The following is a 21,484-nucleotide window of genomic DNA, read 5'->3' as shown; positions in this document are numbered from 1 at the left end:
TAAAGGGCTTCGAGGAATTCCTCGAAGCCCTTTTTCTATGTCTTAGCCCGCCTACAGCTACACGGCGTCAATATCGTCTGGCACCCAATCGCCGCCGTCGTAGTAGACGTTGCGTGCCAAAGGAATTTGGTGCGAAGCAGACTCCAGGATGTGCATAAAATATCCGGCTGTATTCGGAATGGCGAGGGTATCTTCTACAGCAATGCCATCCGGGAAGTCCAGTTCGCGGCGGAGGATAACCTCGTCTTCAATGCAGTAGGCACCCACCACAAAGCCGGTGCGTGGCTCGCGGGAGATTTCCTTTACCGGGCCGGCCGTAGGTACCAGGAGGGGGTCGAGCAGGATGTCATCTGCGGCGGTCCGGCATTGGGTGCGATTCATCGCCACGCCGATAAGGGGCAGGCCATCAGAGCGTTCTTTGAGGAAGCTCACCTCGGTGAGGATGACTCCACAGCCGTCGAGGAGGCTGCGGCCGGGCTCCAGGTGAAGTGCGATGTCCCGCTCACGCAGCGCCTCGCCAGCGGTGCCGTAGCCGCGGACCTCACCGGAGAGGAGCTGGTCCAGCCACTGACCGCGGGTCGGCTCCTGCCAGAAGGGGTAAGTATTGGACAGCGGATCCGATTTCCACGTGAATGGTTCACCGGTACCTGCGCGTTGGGAGGCGATGCGCTCGAGGTAATTCTCCCACTGCTCGCGGGATTCTAGGTAGCTCATAGGCACGCCGCCGCCGATATCGATGAAATCTGCGGGCTGGCCCAATGTGCGTACGTGCTCGACCAAGGCAATTGCCTCTGCAAGGGCGGTTCGGCGGTCGGCCTCGCTATAGCCATGCAGGTGCACGTGGACGCCCACAACACGAAGTTCCTGTGGCCACTCGGCTTGCCGCCATGCCGGCAGGCTCTCCCCGAAGCGGGTGGGAGGTAGGCAGTTTGGATCTGGAGCCAGGCGTGGTGCCACGTGGGCAGTGGTGTCTAAATCCTTCGCGATGGCGGCGATGCGGCGGGATTCGGCGCGAGAATCACAAGAGATAGTGACGCCTCGCGAAACCGCGAGGCGGAGCAAGCCATCTGTTTTGATAGCGGCGCTGAGGATGATGCGCTCTGGGGCGACACCGCGGTCGAGCACTTGGCAGAGCTCGTTCTCGCTAGCTACATCAACCCCGAGCCCGGCATCGCGTGCAGCATCGACAAAACAAAGCGCCTTATTGGCTTTGCGTGCGAAAAACACCTGAGTCTCCACGCCGTGGGAAGCGCCCGCGTCGAGCAGCTCTTGGGCATTGTGGCGCAGCGGCGCGGGATTCAACACGTTCACCGGCGAACCGTAGCGCGAGGTCAATGCGCTGACGTGCTGCGGGTTTTCGACGAGCTCACGCATCCATCGTTCCCACCGGGCGCGCAAGGGGACGGTGCCGTGGACGGGTAGGGGTTCTGCAGGGGTGGTGGTCATGGGTTTCCTACTTTCTCCGCCCAGCGGGGGATGTCATCGTGCACGGAACGGTTAAGGGAGTCATGGCCGGGCAGGGAGAGCTCATTCATCCGGCCAATTTCCACCACGCCAGCAACGTCGTGGAAGGGGGAGGGGGTGGCTTGGGGAGCAACGGTGGCGTCAATAAGCAGGTCCACGCCGCCCTCTTCCCGCCAGGAATCTATCCGCCCAGGTGTGCCTAGGTAGTCGGTATTCACCACGCCGGAGTGGATCAGCTCGAGCAGACGCCTAGCTGTGACCGGTGGCGGACCAAAAGCCACGCGCTCAAGGGTGCGTGAAAGCTCGCGAAAGCCGGGCATGGGGCCATGTGCCTTGTGCCAATCGACGCATTCTTGGAATACCCCACGAAACGCTGCGCCCACGGCCGCGGCCGGGATGAGCGGACCGGTACCTTCGGCCGCACGTAGGGAAGCCTCGAGCTCAGCGACGGCATCGCCAGTGAAATCCTGACCGTCGATAACGGCGGCGAGGTCCGCTGTTGAGAAGTCACCGAATTCGCCTGCGGCCCCAATGAGGATTTCACGCAGCTCCGCGGCGTTGTCGATGTGCGCGCAGGCCTGCCGCCACCGCGGTGACACCTCCGGCAGCGGTGTCTGCGGGGAGGGTTTTACCTCCATGAAGCGCCCGCTGCGGCTAACCGGGTAGATGGTTTCGGCGGTATCGCCATACAGTAGGCACACATCGATGAAGCTTAGGGCGGCACCGCGTACGCCGATTCGCCGTGCGGAGCTCGGTAGATCGGCACCGAAGTAGAGACCGGTGACCGGTACGCAGGAGGCCTCATAGGCCAAAGAACCAGCGTGGAGATGGTCGTGGCCGGTACAGACTAGGACCTCGTCGAAGGGGGAGCCATCGACCATGAAACCTTCTCCGTCGGCGCTTACCGCGGTCACGCGGTGCGGCAGGTGCCGGATGCGAACGTGGGCCGGCGCGCGGCGCACTGCTGCGGACCAGGTATCGGCGAGGAATTGGCCCACCTGGGCCCGCGGCGGGAAGGCATCGGTGGTGTCTTCGCCGCGGCGGGTGCGCCACGCGTTGAAACTATCGTGGGCCGTGGTGACGATGGCGCAGTTGACGTTGAGGCGCCACTGCGGTGGCTGCTGCGGACGGTAGACGGCGCCCGCACCGGCGGGGTAGGGGTCAAAAACGGTGACATCGAGCGGAACGCGGGCGCGCTCGATGAGCTCCTCGACGGCCCACAGGCCGCGCGGGCCACCTCCAATGATGGCAATGCGGCGGGCAGAGTTAGCAGAAGTCACTGCGCCGACCTCTCGATGCGCGCGGCGAGTTCAGCGGGCGAAATGTCGAAGTTTTCGCACACCCAGGAATCGTTATAGATGGTGTCGAGGTAAGGCTGGCCGGCGTCGTGCAGCACGGCAACCACTTCGGCCCCTGCCGGCAGGGAGGGCGCGAGGCGTTGGAAGGCGGCGATGACGGCACCGCCGGAAGCGCCAGGCAGCAGGCCCTCGGCTTGGGCGAGCTGTCGGGCGGCAACGATGGCATCGAGGTCCGGAACCCGCTCCACGGAAGAAGGCGAGAACTTGGTGGATAGCTCGGTCACGATACCTGCACCGTAGCCGGGCAACATGCGGGTGCCACGCTCACCACCAAAAAGCACGGAGCCTTCCGCATCAACGCCGATTGTGTGGGTGTCGGCGCCCAACTCGGTGAGCTTGCGTACGCAGCCGCCAAGGGTTCCGGTGGTGCTCATAGCCACGAGCAGGTGGCTGGGCGCCTGGCCGAGCTGGTCCAGAATCTCCGCCATAGTGCCCTCCGCGTGGGCGTGGAAGGCGGCTTCATTGGAGTACTGGTTGAGGTTGAAAGAATCAGGGATCTCTTCCAAAAGCTCGGCCACGCGGGTGCGGCGGGCGGTGAGCCAATCGCCGGTTTCTGGATCGGGGTGGTCGAGCAATTCCACGTGTGCGCCGTAGGCCCGCATGGTAGCCACCGTGGAGGCGTTGACCCGCGGATCCACCACGCAATGGAACTTCATTCCTTGCAGCGGGGCCTGGCGAGCTAGAGCCATGCCCAGGTTGCCGGAGGAAGATTCCACCAGCGTCGAACCCGGGCGGATATCGCCGGCTGCAAGCGCCGCCTGGATAAGGGCTCGTGCCGTCCGGTCTTTTGCAGAACCGCCGAGGTTGAATTGTTCGAGTTTGAGATAAAGGTGGACATCCGGCCGGGGACTAATCGCCTCCACACGCATGAGTGGGGTGTTGCCAATGGGCGGATGCGCTTGAGAATGAATCCTAGGGCTCATCATTGGCCCCATGGTAGACCTTTACGTCCACCTTTTCCGCCGGCTTAGTCCTTGATCTCCGCATAGGCATCGAGGGCAGCTTGGCGCGATTCCTGCAGGTCCACGATGGGCGGGGCGGACAGCGCCGGTGCCCAGCGGCGCACGTACTCGCCGTCGGGGTCGAAGCGCTGGGCCTGCGTTTCGGGGTTGAAGATGCGGAAGAAGGGCGCGGCGTCATCGCCGCAGCCGGCCACCCACTGCCAATTAAACGGGTTGGAGGCGGCATCGGCGTCCACCAACGTGTCCCAGAACCATTCCTCGCCCAGGCGCCAGTGGATGCCCAGGTTCTTGGTGAGGAAGGAGCCCACCACCATGCGCACGCGATTGTGCATGTACCCGGTGGCCCATAGTTCGCGCATTCCGGCGTCGACAAGCGGAATGCCGGTAGCGCCGGCCTGCCAGTCCTTGAGTCGCGGGTCATCCCAGGACCAGTCGAAGCGGTCGAATTTCTCCCGCACGTTTTCGGTCGCGAGATTGGGCAGGTAGTAGAGGCGGTGCCAGGCAAAGTCGCGCCACAGCAGCTCGGAGTGGAACTTGGCGGCCTCTGGCTCCTCGGCCGCGGCGAACCACACCTCGCGCGGGGAGACTTCGCCAAAGCGCAGGTGGGGCGAGAGTAGGGAGGTGGCATTGAGCGCGGGGATATCGCGCTCCTCGGCATAGTTGGCTAGGTCCAGCTGGGCTAGTCGCTCGCGCGCGCCGGCCTCGCCGGGCGTCCAGTGCTCGGCCAGCGATGCCGCCCATGCCGGTTCGGTGGGCTGGGGCCAGGCAGATGCACTGCTTGCCGACGCCCCCATCTCCGGCACCCCCTCCGGTTCATCTCCCGCCACCTGGGAGGCGGCGGCCTTGGAGAAGGGAGTAAAGACCTTATAGGGCTGGCCTTGGCCATTGGTGACCTCCCAGGGTTCGACCAAGGTGAAGCCGGGCAAGGAGGTGGCAGTAGTGCCCTGGGAGGTTAGGGTTTCCTTGACGCTCGCATCGACCTCGCGCAGTGGTCCATGGTAGCGGCGGGTCCACGTGACGGTGGTGGCGCCCAGCTCGGTGGCGAGGCGGGGGATTTCCGCGCGGGCATCGCCGGCGGCGCGAATGAGTTCTACGCCGTAGTCGGCAAGGTCGCTAGCGAGGGCATAGAGGGAACGTTCGCGCCACCACGTGGTCGCGCCGCCCAGCGGGCGGGTGCCGGGATAGGCAGGTTCGTCGAGGACGACGGCGACCAAGGGGGCGTCGCCAAGCGAGGCGGCCTCGGCCGCGCGGGAAAGGGCCTGGTTATCGTGCAGGCGCAGGTCATCGCGGAACCACATGAGGCTGGTCATGGCGGCCATCCTACGCGGCGGAAACGGCGATTTGGAGAAACCGCGGGTGGGGAGGTAGTGTTTTCCACGAAGTTTGAACGGCCACTTCACGGCCGAGTCAAAGTTCACCGAAGACCGTTGGTCATCCATTTGGATCGAAGGTTCTCCATCCTAGGAGGCGGCCCACGCAGGAGACACTTTGCGATTATTCGCGGCATTCTCTTATGTCGCGCGCCCTGTGCTCTTGCACGGGGCTTTTGTTGTTTCGGGCAACCGAAGCGAGGAAGGTCCCGGCGGAATAATAAAAGAGATGTTTTGGAAGGAGGCGAGAGACAATGGCAAACCCAAAGAACACTGCAGACCTGGCAGAGCTGAAGGAGAAGCTGGCTGGCGCTAACTCTGTTGTATTGACCGAGTACCGCGGCCTGACCGTATCCCAGTTGCAGGAGCTGCGTAATGATCTGGGCTTTGACGTTGAATACTCCGTCGCCAAGAACACCCTTTTCAAGATCGCTGCCAAGGAAGCTGGCATCGAAGGTCTTGATGATTTGCTGACTGGCCCGACCGCAATTGCGTTCATCAAGGGCGAGGCAGTGGATGCTGCGAAGGTCATCACCAAGTTCGCTGATGACAACAAGGCACTCATCATCAAGGGTGGCTACATGGACGGCAACGCACTGTCTGCCGACCAGGTTGAGGCCATCGCCAAGCTGGATAACCGCGAGACCACCCTCGCAAAGCTGGCTGGCGCTATGAAGGGTTCTATGGCGAAGGCAGCCGCTCTCTTCAACGCTCCTGCAACCAAGGCTGTACGCACCGTCGCAGCCCTGCAGGACAAGAAGGAAGCAGAAGCTTAAGTCGTCACAAAAGACGCACAATTACAACACCGTGTGCGCGGCATAAAATACGCGCAGCGCACACACAACACAGAAAGGACTTGCCATCATGGCTAAGCTCACCAAGGACGAGCTCATTGAAGCTTTCAAGGAAATGACCCTCATCGAACTGTCCGAGTTCGTTAAGGAATTTGAAGAGGTATTCGACGTTGAGGCTGCTGCTCCGGTTGCTGCTGTTGCAGCTGGCGCTCCGGCTGAGGGCGGCGCTGGTGCCGCTGAGGAGAAGACCGAGTTCGACGTCGTTCTGACCGACGCTGGCGCTAAGAAGATTGGCGTTATTAAGGCTGTCCGCGAGATCGTCTCCGGCCTGGGCCTGAAGGAAGCTAAGGAAATGGTCGAGGGTGCTCCTAAGGCTATCCTCGAGGGCGCTTCCAAGGACGACGCTGAGGCTGCTAAGGCTAAGCTGGAAGAGGCTGGCGCTTCCGTCGAGCTCAAGTAATTTCACTGAGCTTTACGCTTTCAAACCCCCACTCTTACCGCCGCGCGCGGTGGGAGCTGGGGGTTTCCTCGTTTTATGCTCGCGGCTTGATTTCTAGCGGTCGTGGAAACACCTGACATGGGTTAGGTGATTGTGTGGAGTCGAAATGGGTTCCGGATTCTGTTGTCGTGGCGCGGTTTGCGTCGTTGGTTCGGGCTGGTAGTTCAATACGGGCGGCTGCTGGTGTGGTTGGTTTACCGCGGTCGGTGGCTTATCGGCTTGCTGGTGAGTTGGACTTGCCGCACAAGCGCCGCAGGCGTATTAGCTCGGCTGACAGTCAGAAAATAGCTCGCCTGTGGCTTGAAGGTGTGGCACCAATGGATATTGCGCGCCAGCTTTCTATAGGCTCTACTCCGGTATATCGAATCGGTATTGAGCTTGGTTTGTGGAAACGCAATCCGTACGGCCGCAAAGCTGCGGCAACAATTCGCCGGTGTAGTTATCTGCAACTGCGTGTAAATGCTTTAGGACGCAAAGATGCCGCTTTAGCCTGTGGCATTCATCCGCGTAATGCTGCTGATATAGACAAAGGCGTCATTAAGCTTTCCACCGGGCGTGTGCCTTTTGTCCCGGATGGCCCGGATGTGGCGCTGTATAACAGGCTTATGCAGGTACTCGAGTACGTTGATGGTCGCCAAGCAGTTCCAGTCCAGGTTATTTCCCAACAGCGTATCGATAGGCGTATTTCTTCGCGCTATCTATCGATAGAAGAGCGCGAGCTCATCTTTGATCTTGACCGGCAAGGCAAAGGTGTACGTGAGATAGCTCGGCGTCTTCAGCGCTCTGCTGGAACTATCAGCAAGGAACTTAAACGCAACCGGGATGAGTTTGGGGTATATCTTCCCACGTATGCGCACCGTAAATCGGTGTTGCGTAGGTTTAGACCGAAAAAGCGCAAGATTGATACCAATCCACGCTTGCGTGAGGTGGTTTGGGAAATGGTGAAAGACAGGTACTCGCCAGAGCAGATTTCTGGGCGGTTGCGCAGTTGCTACCCCGGTGATGAGACTATGTACGTGTGTCCTGAAACGATTTATCAATCTCTGTATTTCCAGGCTAAAGGCGAGTTGAAAAAAGAAATCGCTGCTGCACTGCGTCGCGGTCACGCCCAACGTCGACCTCGTGGCACGCGCAGCGCCCGTAAGCGGTTTGTTGACCCTATAGTGATGATTTCCGACCGGCCAGCAGAAGTAGATGACCGAGCCGTACCAGGTCATTGGGAAGGCGACCTCATTTTAGGCGCGGGCAATAAGTCTGCAATTGGAACTCTCGTAGAACGAACCACGCGCTATGTCATCTTGCTGCATCTACCTCATGGGCATAATGCTACCGAAGTAAATGCAGCACTTACTAAAGCGATCGCTGGCTTGCCAGATCATCTCAAAGGCTCACTTACCTGGGACCAGGGAAGTGAAATGGCCTGCCATAAGGCCTTTTCTGTAGCGACAAACTGTCCCGTGTTCTTTTGCGATCCTGGCTCGCCGTGGCAGCGGGGCACCAATGAAAACACCAACGGACTACTTAGGCAGTACTTCCCCAAAGGAACAGACCTAAGCCTCCACAGTGCAGCGGACCTAGAATTCGTCGCCATGCAACTCAACCGCCGCCCCCGCAAAACCCTGGGCTTTCAAACACCAGCCGAGAAAATGGCCGCACTGATAAACTCAACCGAAACATAAGACGTGTTTCCACGACCACTAGAATCCGCCCGGGCGCTATGCGGGTAGTACAGCAATGGCCAGTAGTGTCAAAGTGTGACACTATGGCATTGTGGAGTTCAGGAGGGGTAGCTTAGAGCGCTTTCACACAGATGGTAAGGCGCCAAAGTACGTGCCCCCTGAACTGCGAAGAATACTGCGCCGCAAACTCATCATGATTGACCGAGCGGCCTCTCTTGCCGATTTGAGGATTCCACCAGCGAATCACTTAGAAAGGCTGAAGGGCAGTGGGACGGATTTTATTCCATCCGTGTTAATGCGCAGTGGAGAGTAGCCTTCCGGTGGACAGGGAAAGGAGCTGTGGACGTTGACTTCATCGATTATCACAAATAAGGGGGAAGAATCCTCGGATATCGTCCCCGTTCCACACCCTGGAGAGGTTCTGCGCGAGGAATTTCTGGAGCCGCTCGGACTGACTCAATACCGCTTAGCCAAGGATATTTTTAGCTCCAAGTCTCAAATTTCCAAGCTGGTGCGTGGGCGCATTGGGATTAGTGCGGAAATGGCGCTCCGTCTTTCCGCCTATTTTGGCAATTCGGCAAAGTTTTGGCTGGGGCTGCAAGAAGAGTTTGATCTCTGGTGCGCGCGGCAGACCACGGATACCAGCAGCATCATCGCTTGGAATGCGCAGACGGCTTAAAGCCAATCCGGTGTGGCGGGGTGGCCTGTAGAAACAAGGAATCGCCGCCACGGGCTGTAGAATTAGCCCCCATGCTGCCCAAGTCCCGCATTTTTTCCGTCCTGCTCCTAGGCCTCGGCGTCGCGCTCATCGCCGCCGGTATTGTGGCGCCGGCGTTTTTGGATTTCTCCCCGCGGCTGCCGCTGAACCTGAAAAACAGTACGTGGACACTGCACGATGATTCTGCGGATTCGCAGCAGCTGTCCAAGGACGGCACCACGCCGTATTCGGGCCCTATGACGTACCAAATCAACATGGATATCCAGGAGCCCTCGGACGAGGAGAAGGCCACCGTGCGCATCGGTGAGACCCGCATGCGTGGCGAAGGGGAGGGCCTCAATGACCTAAGCCAGGCCCAAGTGTGGACCTATCCCGTGGACCGCCTGAGCGGCGAGGCCGCGGGGGAGGCGTCGCTTAGCCATACGCTTGCGACGCCTTCGGATAAAGTCACGGTGGATGGCTACTGGCTTAAGTTCCCAGCAGACGCAGAGAAGACTAACTATCCGGTCTTTGACCCGACCCTGCGCAAGGCCGTCGATGCAGTCTTTGAAGAAGAAACCACGATGGACGGCCGCACGGTCTACCGCTACCACCAAGAAATTGAGCCGACGAACGTCGCGCAGCTTTTTGCGGCCGATGGCAATACCACCAGCCTGCCCAAGAAAGACGGCGGCGAGGAGCAGGGCTACCTAACCCACTCCGGCAGCCGAGACTTCTATGTGGACCAACAAACCGGCCTCGTGGTGGGCATGGAGATGGATATCGATGATTATTACGCGGACCGCGAGGGCGTGGGCCGCGAGCGCGCCTTCGTCTTTAATGGCTCTACCTCTGAAGAGGACCAGCAGGCGCTGCTCAAAGAGGCGGCAGATTTCCCGCGCGACCGCGTGGCGGAGATCGTGCGGTGGGTTGCCATCGGCCTCGGCGCACTTTTAGCCCTGCTCGGAATCATTGGCGCACTCGGCCTATTTGGCGGCAAGAACAAGCATGCCCGCTCGCGCCATAACCGCGGACGCATCGGCGGCAACGCGGTTCCGGCCAGCCGCTAAAAGCGCAGTTAAGAAACTAATTCGCCACCAGGTTTGCGGTGTGGCGAGAATTTAGTGGTAGGGTGCTCGGTGGTTGTCGCGCACAGTCGCGCGGCATGGACGCGTTAGCGCCGCGGCGAGCACGAGCTTGCCCCCTAGCGCGGTAGCGACACGCCCCAAGAGTGGTGTGTCTTTACATGGCAGGTCTTTTCCTATAAGCTGTTTCGTTGCGCTGGAATCTGGATCTTCGGTGCACATTTAGCCTTTCAGGCCGGTGATGGCAAAACCGACTTGACAAGGTGATTTTGTGCATTCTGAACCCAGACACTCCACAGCAGACCGAATGCTAGAATTACCAGCGGTTTTGCGGCTCGTCGGCCAGGGCGAGCAGGCAATCCGCGTGAGGTGCTGGAAGGACCCATCTTGGCAGTCTCCCGCCAGACCAAGTCAGTGGCCAATATCCCCGGAGCCCCGAAGCGATACTCGTTTGCAAAAATCAGCGAGCCTATCGCCCTGCCGGGTCTCCTTGACGTACAACTTGATTCCTTTGATTGGCTCGTTGGCGCGCCGGAGTGGCGCGAGCGCGAGCAGGCTGAGCGCGGCGATGACGCCCGCGTGACGAGCGGCCTCGAGGACATCCTCGAAGAGCTCTCGCCGATTGAGGACTACTCGGGCAATATGTCCCTGTCCTTGTCGGAGCCGCGCTTTGAACCGGTGAAGAACACCGTGGATGAGTGCAAGGAAAAGGACATCAACTACTCCGCGCCGCTGTACGTGACCGCAGAGTTTATTAATAACGACACCCAAGAGATTAAGTCGCAGACCGTCTTCATCGGCGATTTCCCGATCATGACGGATATGGGCACGTTCATCGTGAACGGTACCGAGCGCGTCGTCGTCTCTCAGCTGGTGCGCTCCCCGGGCGTGTACTTCGATCGCTCGATCGATAAGTCGACCGAGCGCCCGCTGCACTCCGTGAAGGTTATTCCTTCCCGCGGTGCATGGTTGGAGTTCGACGTCGACAAGCGCGACACCGTCGGCGTACGCATTGACCGCAAGCGCCGCCAGCCGGTAACCGTGCTGCTTAAGGCACTGGGCTGGAGCGAGGAGCAGATCAAGGATCGCTTCGGCTTCTCCGAGCTCATGATGTCCACCCTGGAGTCCGACGGTGTAGCAAACACCGACGAGGCACTGCTGGAGATTTACCGCAAGCAGCGCCCAGGTGAGCAGCCCACCCGTGAGCTGGCTCAGTCCCTGCTGGATAACTCCTTCTTCCGTGCAAAGCGTTACGACCTGGCTAAGGTCGGCCGCTACAAGGTCAACCGCAAGCTGGGGCTCGGCGGCGACCACGATGGTCTGATGACCCTGACCGAGGAAGACATTGCCGTCACCCTCGAGTACCTGGTCCGCCTGCACGTAGGCGAGCGCGAGATGAAGGCACCGAACGGTGAGATGATCGCCCTGCACACAGACGACATCGACCACTTTGGTAACCGTCGCCTGCGTACCGTGGGTGAGCTCATCCAGAACCAGGTCCGCGTCGGCCTGTCCCGTATGGAGCGCGTTGTGCGCGAGCGCATGACCACCCAGGACGCGGAGTCCATCACTCCGACCTCCCTGATTAACGTGCGCCCGGTCTCTGCTGCTATCCGCGAGTTCTTCGGTACCTCGCAGCTGTCCCAGTTCATGGACCACAACAACTCGTTGTCCGGCCTGACCCACAAGCGCCGCCTGTCCGCGCTGGGCCCGGGCGGTCTGTCTCGTGAGCGCGCCGGCATTGAGGTGCGAGACGTTCACGCTTCTCACTACGGCCGTATGTGCCCGATCGAGACCCCTGAGGGCCCGAACATTGGCCTGATTGGTGCGCTGGCGTCCTACGCCCGCGTGAATGCTTTCGGCTTCATTGAGACTCCGTACCGCAAGGTTGTGGACGGCAAGATCACCGACCAGGTGGAGTACCTCACCGCCGATGAAGAGGACCGCTTCGCTATTGCTCAGGCCGAGGTCGAGCAGGACGCAGAGGGCAACCTCACCGGCGAGCGTATTGAGGTCCGCCTGAAGGACGGCGACATCGGGCTTACCGACGCCGCCGGTGTGGACTACGTTGACGTCTCCCCGCGCCAGATGGTTTCCGTGGGTACCGCCATGATTCCGTTCTTGGAGCACGACGATGCTAACCGTGCCCTGATGGGTGCGAACATGCAGAAGCAGGCAGTGCCGCTGGTGCGCTCCGAGGCCCCGCTGGTTGGTACCGGCATGGAGCAGCGCGCTGCGTACGACGCTGGCGACGTTGTCATCACCCCGAAGGCCGGTGTGGTCGAAAACGTCACCGCTGATGTCATCACCATCATGGATGATGAGGGCCAGCGCGATACCTACATCCTGCGTAAGTTCGAGCGCACCAACCAGGGCACCAACTACAACCAGACCCCGCTGGTTTCCATGGGCGAGCGCGTAGAGGCCGGCCAGGTTCTGGCCGATGGCCCGGGTACCCACAACGGTGAGATGTCCCTCGGCCGCAACCTGCTGGTTGCCTTCATGCCGTGGGAAGGCCACAACTACGAGGACGCCATCATCCTCAACCAGCGCATCGTGGAAGAGGACATCCTGACCTCCGTCCACATCGAGGAGCACGAGATCGATGCTCGCGATACCAAGTTGGGCGCCGAGGAAATTACCCGCGAGATCCCGAACGTCTCCGAGGACGTCCTGAGCGACCTGGACGAGCGCGGCATCATCCGCATCGGTGCCGACGTCCGCGCCGGCGACATCCTGGTGGGTAAGGTCACCCCGAAGGGCGAGACCGAGCTGACCCCGGAGGAGCGCCTGCTGCGCGCCATCTTCGGCGAGAAGGCCCGCGAGGTCCGCGATACCTCCATGAAGGTGCCGCACGGTGAGGTAGGCAAGGTCATTGGCGTTGCTCGCTTCTCCCGCGACGATGATGACGATCTGGCCCCTGGCGTCAACGAGATGATTCGTGTCTACGTTGCCCAGAAGCGCAAGATCCAGGACGGCGATAAGATGGCCGGCCGCCACGGCAACAAGGGTGTTGTGGGCAAGATTCTACCGCCAGAGGATATGCCGTTCATGGAAGACGGCACCCCGGTCGACATCCTGCTGAACACCCACGGTGTGCCGCGTCGTATGAACATTGGCCAGGTCCTTGAGGTTCACTTGGGCTGGCTGGCACACGCTGGCTGGAAGGTCGATACCGAGGATCCAAAGAACGCCGAGCTGCTCAAGACCCTGCCGGAAGAGCTCTATGACGTTCCTGCGGATTCCTTGACGGCGACCCCGGTCTTCGACGGTGCTACCAACCATGAGATCGAGCGCCTGCTGGCTTCTTCCCGTCCTAACCGCGACGGCGATGTGCTGGTGGATGAGCATGGCAAGGCCACGCTTTTCGACGGCCGCTCGGGCGAGCCATACAAGTACCCGATCTCTGTCGGCTACATGTACATGCTCAAGCTGCACCACTTGGTCGATGAGAAGATTCACGCCCGTTCCACCGGTCCTTACTCCATGATTACCCAGCAGCCGCTGGGTGGTAAGGCCCAGTTCGGTGGCCAGCGCTTCGGCGAGATGGAGGTGTGGGCAATGCAGGCATACGGCGCTGCCTACACCCTGCAGGAGCTGCTGACCATCAAGTCCGATGACGTCGTCGGCCGTGTGAAGGTCTACGAAGCCATTGTTAAGGGCGACAATATTCCAGATCCGGGCATCCCTGAGTCCTTCAAGGTGTTGCTCAAGGAGCTGCAGTCCCTGTGCCTGAACGTGGAGGTTCTCTCCACCGACGGCACGCCGATGGAGCTGTCTGGCTCTGATGACGATGACATGGATAGCCCATCGCTTGGCATTAACCTGTCCCGCGATGAGGGTTCTTCCGCTGACATCGCCTAGTTAGTTTCTTGGTCCACCGCGGGGAAAATCCCCGCGGCAGGGCATAAACGTTTCATTCATAAAAAGCCATCAATTCCTCGACAACGAGGATGAAAGGGAGACATTACGTGTTTGACGTAAATCTCTTCGACGAGCTCCGCATCGGTCTGGCCACCGCAGACGATATTCGTCGCTGGTCCAAGGGCGAGGTCAAAAAGCCCGAGACCATTAACTACCGCACCCTGAAGCCGGAGAAGGACGGCCTCTTCTGCGAGCGCATCTTCGGCCCCACCCGTGACTGGGAGTGCGCTTGTGGCAAGTACAAGCGCGTCCGCTACAAGGGCATCATCTGTGAGCGCTGTGGCGTTGAGGTGACCAAGTCCAAGGTTCGCCGCGAGCGCATGGGCCACATCGAGCTGGCTGCTCCGGTAACCCACATCTGGTACTTCAAGGGCGTTCCTTCCCGCTTGGGCTACCTGCTGGACCTGGCTCCGAAGGATCTCGAGCGCATCATCTACTTCGCGGCCAACATCATCACCTCCGTGGATGAAGAGGCCCGCCACAACGACCAGTCCACTCTGGAAGCAGAGATGCTTCTGGAGAAGAAGGACGTTGAGGACGATACCGAGTCCGAGATCGCAGAGCGCGCCTCCAAGCTGGAGTCTGACTTGGCTGAGTTGGAAGCAGCCGGCGCCAAGGCAGATGCCCGCAAGAAGGTACAAAACGCTGCCGATAAGGAGATGCAGCACATCCGTGAGCGCGGCGAGCGCGAAATCGCCCGCCTGGATGAAATCTGGAACACCTTCATCAAGCTGGCTCCGAAGCAGATGATCATTGATGAGACCATCTACGAAGAGCTGGTTGACCGCTACGAGGATTACTTCACCGGCGGCATGGGTGCAGAAGCCATCCAGACCCTGGTCCGCAACTTCGACCTCGAGGCTGAGGCCGAGGAACTGCGCGAGATCATCAACAACGGCAAGGGCCAGAAGAAGATGCGTGCCCTGAAGCGCCTGAAGGTCGTTGCTGCCTTCCTGCGCTCCGGCAACGATCCGGCAGGCATGGTGCTGGACGCCATCCCGGTTATCCCGCCAGAGCTGCGCCCGATGGTGCAGCTGGACGGTGGCCGCTTCGCTACCTCCGACCTGAACGACCTCTACCGCCGCGTAATCAACCGCAATAACCGTTTGAAGCGCATGATCGACCTGGGCGCTCCAGAGATCATCGTGAACAACGAGAAGCGCATGCTGCAGGAGTCTGTAGACGCGCTCTTCGATAACGGCCGCCGTGGCCGTCCGGTTACCGGCCCGGGCAACCGTCCGCTGAAGTCCCTGTCTGACTTGCTCAAGGGCAAGCAGGGCCGCTTCCGCCAGAACCTGCTGGGTAAGCGTGTGGACTATTCCGGTCGTTCCGTTATTATCGTTGGTCCGCAGCTGAAGCTGCACGAGTGTGGTCTGCCGAAGCTCATGGCGCTCGAGCTGTTCAAGCCGTTCGTCATGAAGCGCCTGGTAGAAAACGACTACGCTCAGAACATCAAGTCCGCCAAGCGCATGGTTGAGCGCCAGCGCCCAGAGGTGTGGGACGTTCTGGAGCAGGCCATTTCTGAGCACCCAGTGATGCTCAACCGTGCACCTACGCTGCACCGCCTGGGTATTCAGGCCTTCGAGCCGAAGCTGGTTGAGGGTAAGGCTATTCAGCTGCACCCGCTGGCTTGTGAGGCGTTCAACGCCGACTTCGACGGTGACCAGATGGCAGTCCACCTGCCGCTGTCCGCTGAGGCACAGGCTGAGGCCCGCGTCCTGATGCTGGCGTCCAACAACATTCTGTCCCCGGCATCCGGTAAGCCGCTGGCCATGCCACGTCTGGACATGGTTACCGGCCTGTACTACCTGACCATGGACAAGTCCGAGGACGAGATCGGCGGCAATGGTCGCTTCCGCGAGGCAGAGGAGGACAAGCCAGCTACCGGCGTCTTCTCCTCCTACGCTGAGGCCCTCATGGCCTATGACCGCGGCACCGTTGGCCTGCAGGCTCCGATCAAGGTCCGCATCGATCACCTTCGCCCGCCGAAGGAGATCGAGGAAGAGCAGTTCCCGGATGGCTGGACCAAGGGCCAGGCATGGATGGGCTACACCACCATCGGCCGCGTCATGTTCAACGAGCTGCTGCCATGGAACTACCCGTACCTCGAGGGCATCATGGTCCGTAAGGGCGGCGGCTCCGGCAACAAGGTCCTCATCGGTGACGTGGTCAATGACTTGGCCAATAAGTACCCGATGATCACCGTTGCTCAGGTGCTGGACAACATGAAGGATGCCGGCTTCTACTGGGCAACCCGTTCCGGCGTGACCATCACCATGTCTGACGTTCTGGTTCTGCCGAATAAGACCGAGATCCTCGAGTCTTATGAGAAGGAAGCAGAGCGCATCGAGCGCAAGTACTGGGAGCAGGGCGCCCTGACCGAGCGCGAGCGCTACGACCGCCTGGTTGAGCTGTGGAAGGACGCTACCGATACCGTCGGTGAGGCCGTCGAGAACATGTACCCGGACCACAACCCGATTCCGATGATTGTGAAGTCTGGTGCTGCCGGTAACATGCGTCAGATCTGGACGCTGGCCGGTATGAAGGGCATGGTTGTGAACTCGCACGGTGATTACATCACCCGTCCGATTAAGACCTCCTTCCGCGAAGGCCTGTCCGTGCTGGAGTACTTCAACAACTCCCACGGTTCCCGTAAGGGCCTGGCCGATACCGCACTGCGTACCGCTGACTCCGGCTACCTCACCCGTCGTCTGGTGGACGTGGCCCAGGACGTCATCGTCCGCGAAGAGGACTGTGGCACCCGCCAGGGCGTCCGCGTCCCAATCGGCGAGGAGTCCGGCGACAAGGTTGTTCTCTCCGAGCTGTGGGAGACCTCCGCATCCGGCCGCGTTATCGCGACCGACGTCAAAGACGCCAACGGCGAGGTTGTGGCCGAGGCCGGCTCCGACCTCACCGAGGAGCTCACCCAGAAGCTGCTTGACGCTAAGGTCACCGAGGTCAAGGTTCGCTCCGTGCTGACCTGCCAGACCCCGGCCGGCGTTTGTGCTAAGTGCTACGGCAAGTCCATGGCTTCCGGCCAGCTCGTCGATATCGGCGAGGCCGTCGGCATCGTGGCTGCACAGTCCATTGGTGAGCCGGGTACCCAGCTGACCATGCGTACGTTCCACCAGGGTGGTGTCGGTGGCGATATTACCGGCGGTCTGCCGCGTGTTCAGGAGCTCTTCGAGGCCCGTAACCCGAAGAACCGCGCTCCTATCGCCTCCGTTGACGGCACCGTTTCCCTGTCCGATGAGGGCAACTTCTGGACCTTGACCATCACCCCGGATGACGGCTCTGATGACGTGGTCTATGAGAAGCTCTCCAAGCGTCAGGGCCTGGCTCAGGTTCGTCGCCCGATGGAGTCCAACCCAGACGCCATGATTGAGCGTTCCCTCAAGGACGGCGACCATGTTGAGACGGGTGACCGCCTGATGCGTGGTGCGGCTGACCCGCACGACGTGCTCGAGGTTCTCGGCCGCCGTGGCGTGGAGCAGCACCTCATCAATGAGGTTCAGGCTGTGTACCGTACCCAGGGTGTGGCTATCCACGATAAGCACATCGAGATCATCATCCGCCAGATGCTGCGCCGCGGCACCGTCATCGATGCCGGTACCACGGACTTGCTGCCGGGTAATCTCATTGACCTCTCTGAGGCCAAGCAGCTCAACGCTGCCCAGGTCGCAGAGGGCGGCGAGCCAGCTCAGCTGCGCTCGGAGATTATGGGTATTACCAAGGCTTCCTTGGCTACTGAGTCCTGGTTGTCCGCTGCATCGTTCCAGGAGACCACTCGCGTGCTTACCGACGCCGCTATTAACAAGCGCTCCGATAAGCTCATCGGTCTCAAGGAGAACGTCATCATCGGTAAGCTCATCCCGGCCGGTACCGGTATCTCCCGCTACCGCAATATCTCCGTCAAGCCGACCGAGGCTGCGCGCAACGCTGCATACTCGATCCCGACTTATGGCGATTCCATCTACGGCGATGACGGCTTCGGTGAATTCACCGGTGCATCTGTCCCGCTGGATGAGGACTTCACCTTCTAAGCATGGAGGGTTAGGCGCTAAATAGAGCGCATCAGACACCCCGCTGTCCTGAACTAATCAGGAGGGCGGGGTGTTGTCTTATGCCCAGGCCTCGGATCGCCCCATGGCAGTTGCGCACGGCTGCGCAAGTTGGTCGCTGGAAAAGATACGGGCCGGAACTCGTTATGCGCATGAACTACAAAAAGTTAAATTCCCGCAGTTTCTTTTACCTTCGGGGTTTGTCCCCTGTGTTTAGTTCTGGAGCTGGCTAAAGCCTTCAAAAGTTTCTGGCGTAAACCTCTATGTTAAGATTATGCTGAGAGTGTTAAGCCGTCCCTACGGTTTAGCGATTTCACTGAGCTTGGATTCTTGTGAGGTATTTTCCTTTCCTTAAAACCTATGACGTGAGGATCCAGGGAACCCCGTCGCGGAAGTAAGAGGCCGCGGCGGGGTTCAGTTTTGCCAGTGATGGGGGAGAGGAGGGGTAGAGAGGGGGCGTCGTCAAGCACAGCGTTTATGTCCCGCTGTGTGAGAGCCGCGGTGACTGGGGAGGATTTCCCGCCTGTGGGGAGTTTGGGGTAGCCGCAGTGGAAACTAATGTCGGGGTGTGCTGCGAAGCTTGCTAGGATGAATGCAGCTTATAGCCAGGGGTTTATGTTCCTTGTGTTATAGCGAAGGAAAATTACACAACTCACGGGTGCTTGTCCGCTCTTTAGACGGGGAGCGTCGACAGGCTGAGATGCCGCCGGTTAGCGCGGTGAACCGTAGAACCTGATCCGGGTAATGCCGGCGAGAGGGAGGAAATTATGACTACTAATACACGTGTGTCCGCTGCCCCGAAGCGCAGCCTGAACTGGCGCGTGGTCGATATTGTGGTGGCGTCCGTTTTGGGCGTGGCCTGCGGAGTTTTATTCCTGGTTTGGAATGCAGTGGGTTATGCCTGGTTTGAAGCCATGGACGCTGTGACCCCGGGCCTGGGAGGCATTGCTACTGGTATTTGGCTTATCGGTGGTGTGCTGGGTGGCCTGATTATTCGCAAGCCGGGTGCGGCCATCTATGTTGAGGTTTTGGCCGCCACCGTATCGGCGGTGCTGGGCTCCCAGTGGGGCATTAGCACCCTGTACTCGGGCTTGGCGCAGGGTATCGGCGTGGAAATCATCCTGGCGATCTTCCTATACCGCAAGTTTGGCCTGGGGGTATCTATTCTGGCTGGCATGGCAGCGGGCTGGGGTGCCTTTATCCTGGAGCTGTTTACCTCCGGCAACCTGGCTCGCTCATTTGAGTTCAACCTCATCTACTTGGTTACCTTGAGTATCTCCGGCGCTATCTTGGCCGGTGCGCTGGGCTTCTTCCTGGTGAAGGCCCTGGCCAAGACCGGTGGCTTGGATCGCTTTGCCGCAGGCCGTGAACAGCGCGCTTAGGGCGTGTTGCGTACGTGTCTGATTGTGCATCATTGGCGGGAAACGCCACCAAGATAACGGCCCGCGGATTCGGCTGGACCCATGCCGGGCGCAGCGAGCCGGCCCTGTCCGATATTGACGTAGTTATCGAGCCAGGCGAACGCGTGCTTCTCTGCGGTGACTCCGGATCGGGCAAGTCCACCTTCCTTGCAGCGATGGCCGGGGTGTTGGGCTCCGATGAGGAAGGAACCCGCACGGGTGAGCTTCTCTTGGAGGATTCCAGCGGCCTGGTGGAGGAGCCGGGGCACACCATCCCGGTGGGGCTGGTGCTCCAGGACCCGGATTCGCAGGTGATCTCCGCGCGCGTAGGCGATGACATTGCCTTCGGCTGCGAAAACCTGGCCTATCCGCGCGAGGAAATCTGGCGCCGCGTGGCCGCCGCTAAGGAACTGGTTGGCCCTTTCGTGGATCTGGATTTTCCCACTGAGCGGCTCTCCGGTGGGCAGAAGCAGCGCTTGGCGCTCGCCGGAGTCATCGCTATGGGTGCGGGCGTAGTGCTTCTTGATGAACCCACGGCCAACCTTGACCCCGCCGGCGCGCGCGATGTGGTGCGCGCCGTGGCTAGGCTGGTGGAAGAAACCGGCGCGACGCTGGTGGTGGTAGAGCATCAGCACGCGGCGTGGGACGGCGTGCTCGACCGCGCAGTGGAGCTGGATCGCGGGCGCATCGTGGCCGATACTTCCTTCGCGGAGGTGGCCCAGCGCCGCCAGGTCTCCGGCCTGCCGCAGGCGCGCCGCCTTGGCGAGGCCGAGCTTGCGCAGCGCGACGCCGCGCTATGGAGCACCGACCTCGTCACCCGCTATGGCCCGCCGCGTACGATTGCGCTGCCGGCGGGAGCCTCCACGGTCATTACCGGGCCGAATGGCGCGGGTAAGTCCACCTGGTTGATGACCATGGCCGGGTTGCTGCCGGCAAAATCCGGTGAGATTGGGGTGGCTGATTTCGTGCGTCGCGGGGTCAAGGGGTCGCCACTGCGCTGGAAATCGCGCGAGTTGGCGGACCGCATTGGTTTTGTCTTCCAGAATCCGGAGCACCAATTCGTCGCCCGCACGGTGGCCGAGGAGCTGCGGGTTGCGCCCAAGGTAATGCGCGTGGACCCGCCGGAGGAAAGGATCGCGCAGCTGGTGGAATCACTGCGGCTGGAGCATCTCTTGGAGGCCAACCCGTTTACGCTCTCGGGCGGCGAGAAACGGCGCCTATCGGTGGCTACTGCCTTGGTGACGGCGCCGTCGGTGCTGCTCTTGGATGAGCCCACCTTTGGGCAAGACCCCCAGACCTTTGTGGAGCTGGTGCGCTTGCTGCGGCAATTGGCAGATGATGGCACCACCATCGCCTCTATTACCCATGACCCGCTATTTATCCAGGCCTTGGGGGATCACCGAGTGGAGGTTCACGGTGCCTAATCTTTTGCGCGGGGCTAACCCGCTAAGCCGCATCTTTTTGATGTTTATCTGGGTTACCCCACTATTGGCCTCCATTGACTGGGTCTCGGCTGCGGTGTCGCTGGCGTTGACGCTGACCTTCGCCCCGCTCTGCGGAGTGTCGTGGGTGCGGCTATTTAAGGCCGGTTGGTTCCTGTTTCTCATTGCGCCGATTTCGGGCATTTCCATGCTGTTGTATGGCGAGCCTGGTGGCACGGAGTACTTCAGTTGGTGGCTGGTGCAGGTCACCGAAAATTCCCTGACCCTCGCGATCGCCATTACGCTGCGCGTTTTTGCCGTGGCGCTGCCCATGGTGGTCCTAGCCCGTGATATTGATCCGACCGAATTAGGCGATGCTCTCTCGCAGATCCTCAAGCTGCCCTCGCGCTTTGTTATTGGTGCGGTCGCCGGGGTGCGTATGATGACGCTATTTCAATCTGACTGGCAGTCGCTGGGTATGGCGCGCAGGGCGAGGGGGCTGACGGACGTCGGCAAGCTGCAGCATTTGCTGACCATGTCCTTTGGCCTTCTGGTAATTGCGCTGCGCCGCGGTGGCAAGTTGGCAACGGCCATGGAGGCGCGCGGTTTCGGCCGTACCCCGCCTGGCGGTGGGAAGCGCTCGTGGGCGCGTGAGTCGCGGCTGCGGGCCCGCGATGGGTGGATTATGGCCTGCGGCGCCGTCCTTGCTTTCGTACCGGTGGTAGTTTCGGTACTCACTGGGGCCTGGAGATTCTTCGGCCTATAAACCG

The 21,484-nt window shown here is 60.5% G+C and carries 14 protein-coding genes, 1 pseudogene and 1 riboswitch; of the genes and pseudogenes, 11 read left to right on the top strand and 4 right to left on the bottom strand.

Annotation, left to right across the window (positions count from 1 at the left end; translation table 11 throughout):
• Window positions 1-57 precede the first annotated feature (57 nt).
• The 4 genes from ACKFRY_RS00905 to ACKFRY_RS00890 are packed head-to-tail and all read right to left on the bottom strand — an operon-like array spanning window position 58 to window position 5,094.
• On the bottom strand, window positions 58-1,446 hold the full coding sequence (locus ACKFRY_RS00905; protein ID WP_408922996.1) for a Y4yA family PLP-dependent enzyme: 1,389 nt from the start codon (window positions 1,444-1,446) through the stop codon (window positions 58-60).
• Complete coding sequence (locus tag ACKFRY_RS00900) at window positions 1,443-2,744, bottom strand: FAD/NAD(P)-binding protein (RefSeq protein WP_408922995.1); 1,302 nt, start codon at window positions 2,742-2,744, stop codon at window positions 1,443-1,445. Before ACKFRY_RS00900 ends, ACKFRY_RS00905 begins: the two co-directional genes overlap by 4 nt.
• The gene (locus ACKFRY_RS00895; protein WP_408922994.1) at window positions 2,741-3,757 is read right to left on the bottom strand and encodes a pyridoxal-phosphate dependent enzyme; all 1,017 of its coding nucleotides are present in this window, start codon (window positions 3,755-3,757) and stop codon (window positions 2,741-2,743) included. Before ACKFRY_RS00895 ends, ACKFRY_RS00900 begins: the two co-directional genes overlap by 4 nt.
• 32 nt (window positions 3,758-3,789) lie before the next feature.
• Window positions 3,790-5,094, bottom strand: a complete 1,305-nt coding sequence (locus ACKFRY_RS00890; RefSeq protein ID WP_408922993.1) for a cryptochrome/photolyase family protein — start codon at window positions 5,092-5,094, stop codon at window positions 3,790-3,792.
• Window positions 5,095-5,408: 314 nt separating this feature from the next.
• Between ACKFRY_RS00890 and rplJ the strand changes: the two genes are divergently transcribed.
• The 11 genes and pseudogenes from rplJ (at window position 5,409) to ACKFRY_RS00835 (ending at window position 21,480) form a co-directional block, all read left to right on the top strand.
• Window positions 5,409-5,930: a 50S ribosomal protein L10 gene (gene rplJ, locus ACKFRY_RS00885; protein WP_005322886.1), complete on the top strand. Its 522-nt coding sequence runs from the start codon at window positions 5,409-5,411 to the stop codon at window positions 5,928-5,930.
• Between the two features lie 88 nt (window positions 5,931-6,018).
• Window positions 6,019-6,408, top strand: coding sequence for a 50S ribosomal protein L7/L12 (gene rplL / locus ACKFRY_RS00880; RefSeq protein ID WP_150851002.1), 390 nt, complete (start codon window positions 6,019-6,021; stop codon window positions 6,406-6,408).
• Between the two features lie 644 nt (window positions 6,409-7,052).
• Window positions 7,053-8,126, top strand: a complete 1,074-nt coding sequence (locus ACKFRY_RS00875; RefSeq protein ID WP_408923403.1) for an IS30 family transposase — start codon at window positions 7,053-7,055, stop codon at window positions 8,124-8,126.
• A 91-nt stretch (window positions 8,127-8,217) separates the two neighbouring features.
• Window positions 8,218-8,498: pseudogene (locus ACKFRY_RS00870) on the top strand (type II toxin-antitoxin system RelE/ParE family toxin).
• Window positions 8,473-8,805: a HigA family addiction module antitoxin gene (locus ACKFRY_RS00865; protein WP_408922992.1), complete on the top strand. Its 333-nt coding sequence runs from the start codon at window positions 8,473-8,475 to the stop codon at window positions 8,803-8,805. The pseudogene ACKFRY_RS00870 and the gene ACKFRY_RS00865 overlap by 26 nt, the downstream one beginning before the upstream one ends.
• Window positions 8,806-8,876: 71 nt before the next feature.
• Window positions 8,877-9,893: a DUF3068 domain-containing protein gene (locus ACKFRY_RS00860; RefSeq protein WP_408922991.1), complete on the top strand. Its 1,017-nt coding sequence runs from the start codon at window positions 8,877-8,879 to the stop codon at window positions 9,891-9,893.
• A gap of 384 nt (window positions 9,894-10,277) precedes the next feature.
• Window positions 10,278-13,772: a DNA-directed RNA polymerase subunit beta gene (locus tag ACKFRY_RS00855; protein ID WP_005322877.1), complete on the top strand. Its 3,495-nt coding sequence runs from the start codon at window positions 10,278-10,280 to the stop codon at window positions 13,770-13,772.
• Between the two features lie 107 nt (window positions 13,773-13,879).
• Complete coding sequence (locus ACKFRY_RS00850) at window positions 13,880-17,875, top strand: DNA-directed RNA polymerase subunit beta' (protein WP_179387368.1); 3,996 nt, start codon at window positions 13,880-13,882, stop codon at window positions 17,873-17,875.
• A 686-nt stretch (window positions 17,876-18,561) separates the two neighbouring features.
• Window positions 18,562-18,670: riboswitch (TPP riboswitch) on the top strand.
• Window positions 18,661-19,275 carry an ECF transporter S component gene (locus ACKFRY_RS00845; protein ID WP_005322871.1) on the top strand — a complete coding sequence of 205 codons (615 nt, stop codon included), beginning with the start codon at window positions 18,661-18,663 and terminating at the stop codon, window positions 19,273-19,275. It overlaps the preceding riboswitch by 10 nt.
• Before the next feature lie 14 nt (window positions 19,276-19,289).
• On the top strand, window positions 19,290-20,717 hold the full coding sequence (locus tag ACKFRY_RS00840; RefSeq protein WP_408922990.1) for an ABC transporter ATP-binding protein: 1,428 nt from the start codon (window positions 19,290-19,292) through the stop codon (window positions 20,715-20,717).
• On the top strand, window positions 20,710-21,480 hold the full coding sequence (locus ACKFRY_RS00835; RefSeq protein ID WP_408922989.1) for an energy-coupling factor transporter transmembrane component T family protein: 771 nt from the start codon (window positions 20,710-20,712) through the stop codon (window positions 21,478-21,480). The genes ACKFRY_RS00840 and ACKFRY_RS00835 overlap by 8 nt, the downstream gene beginning before the upstream one ends.
• Window positions 21,481-21,484 lie beyond the last annotated feature (4 nt).

The sequence above is a fragment of the Corynebacterium tuberculostearicum genome (genome assembly GCF_046097255.1).
GTDB lineage: Bacteria > Actinomycetota > Actinomycetes > Mycobacteriales > Mycobacteriaceae > Corynebacterium > Corynebacterium tuberculostearicum_J.
The sequence above is the reverse complement of the archived record's forward strand: the minus strand, read 5'-3'. Positions and strand labels throughout refer to the sequence as shown.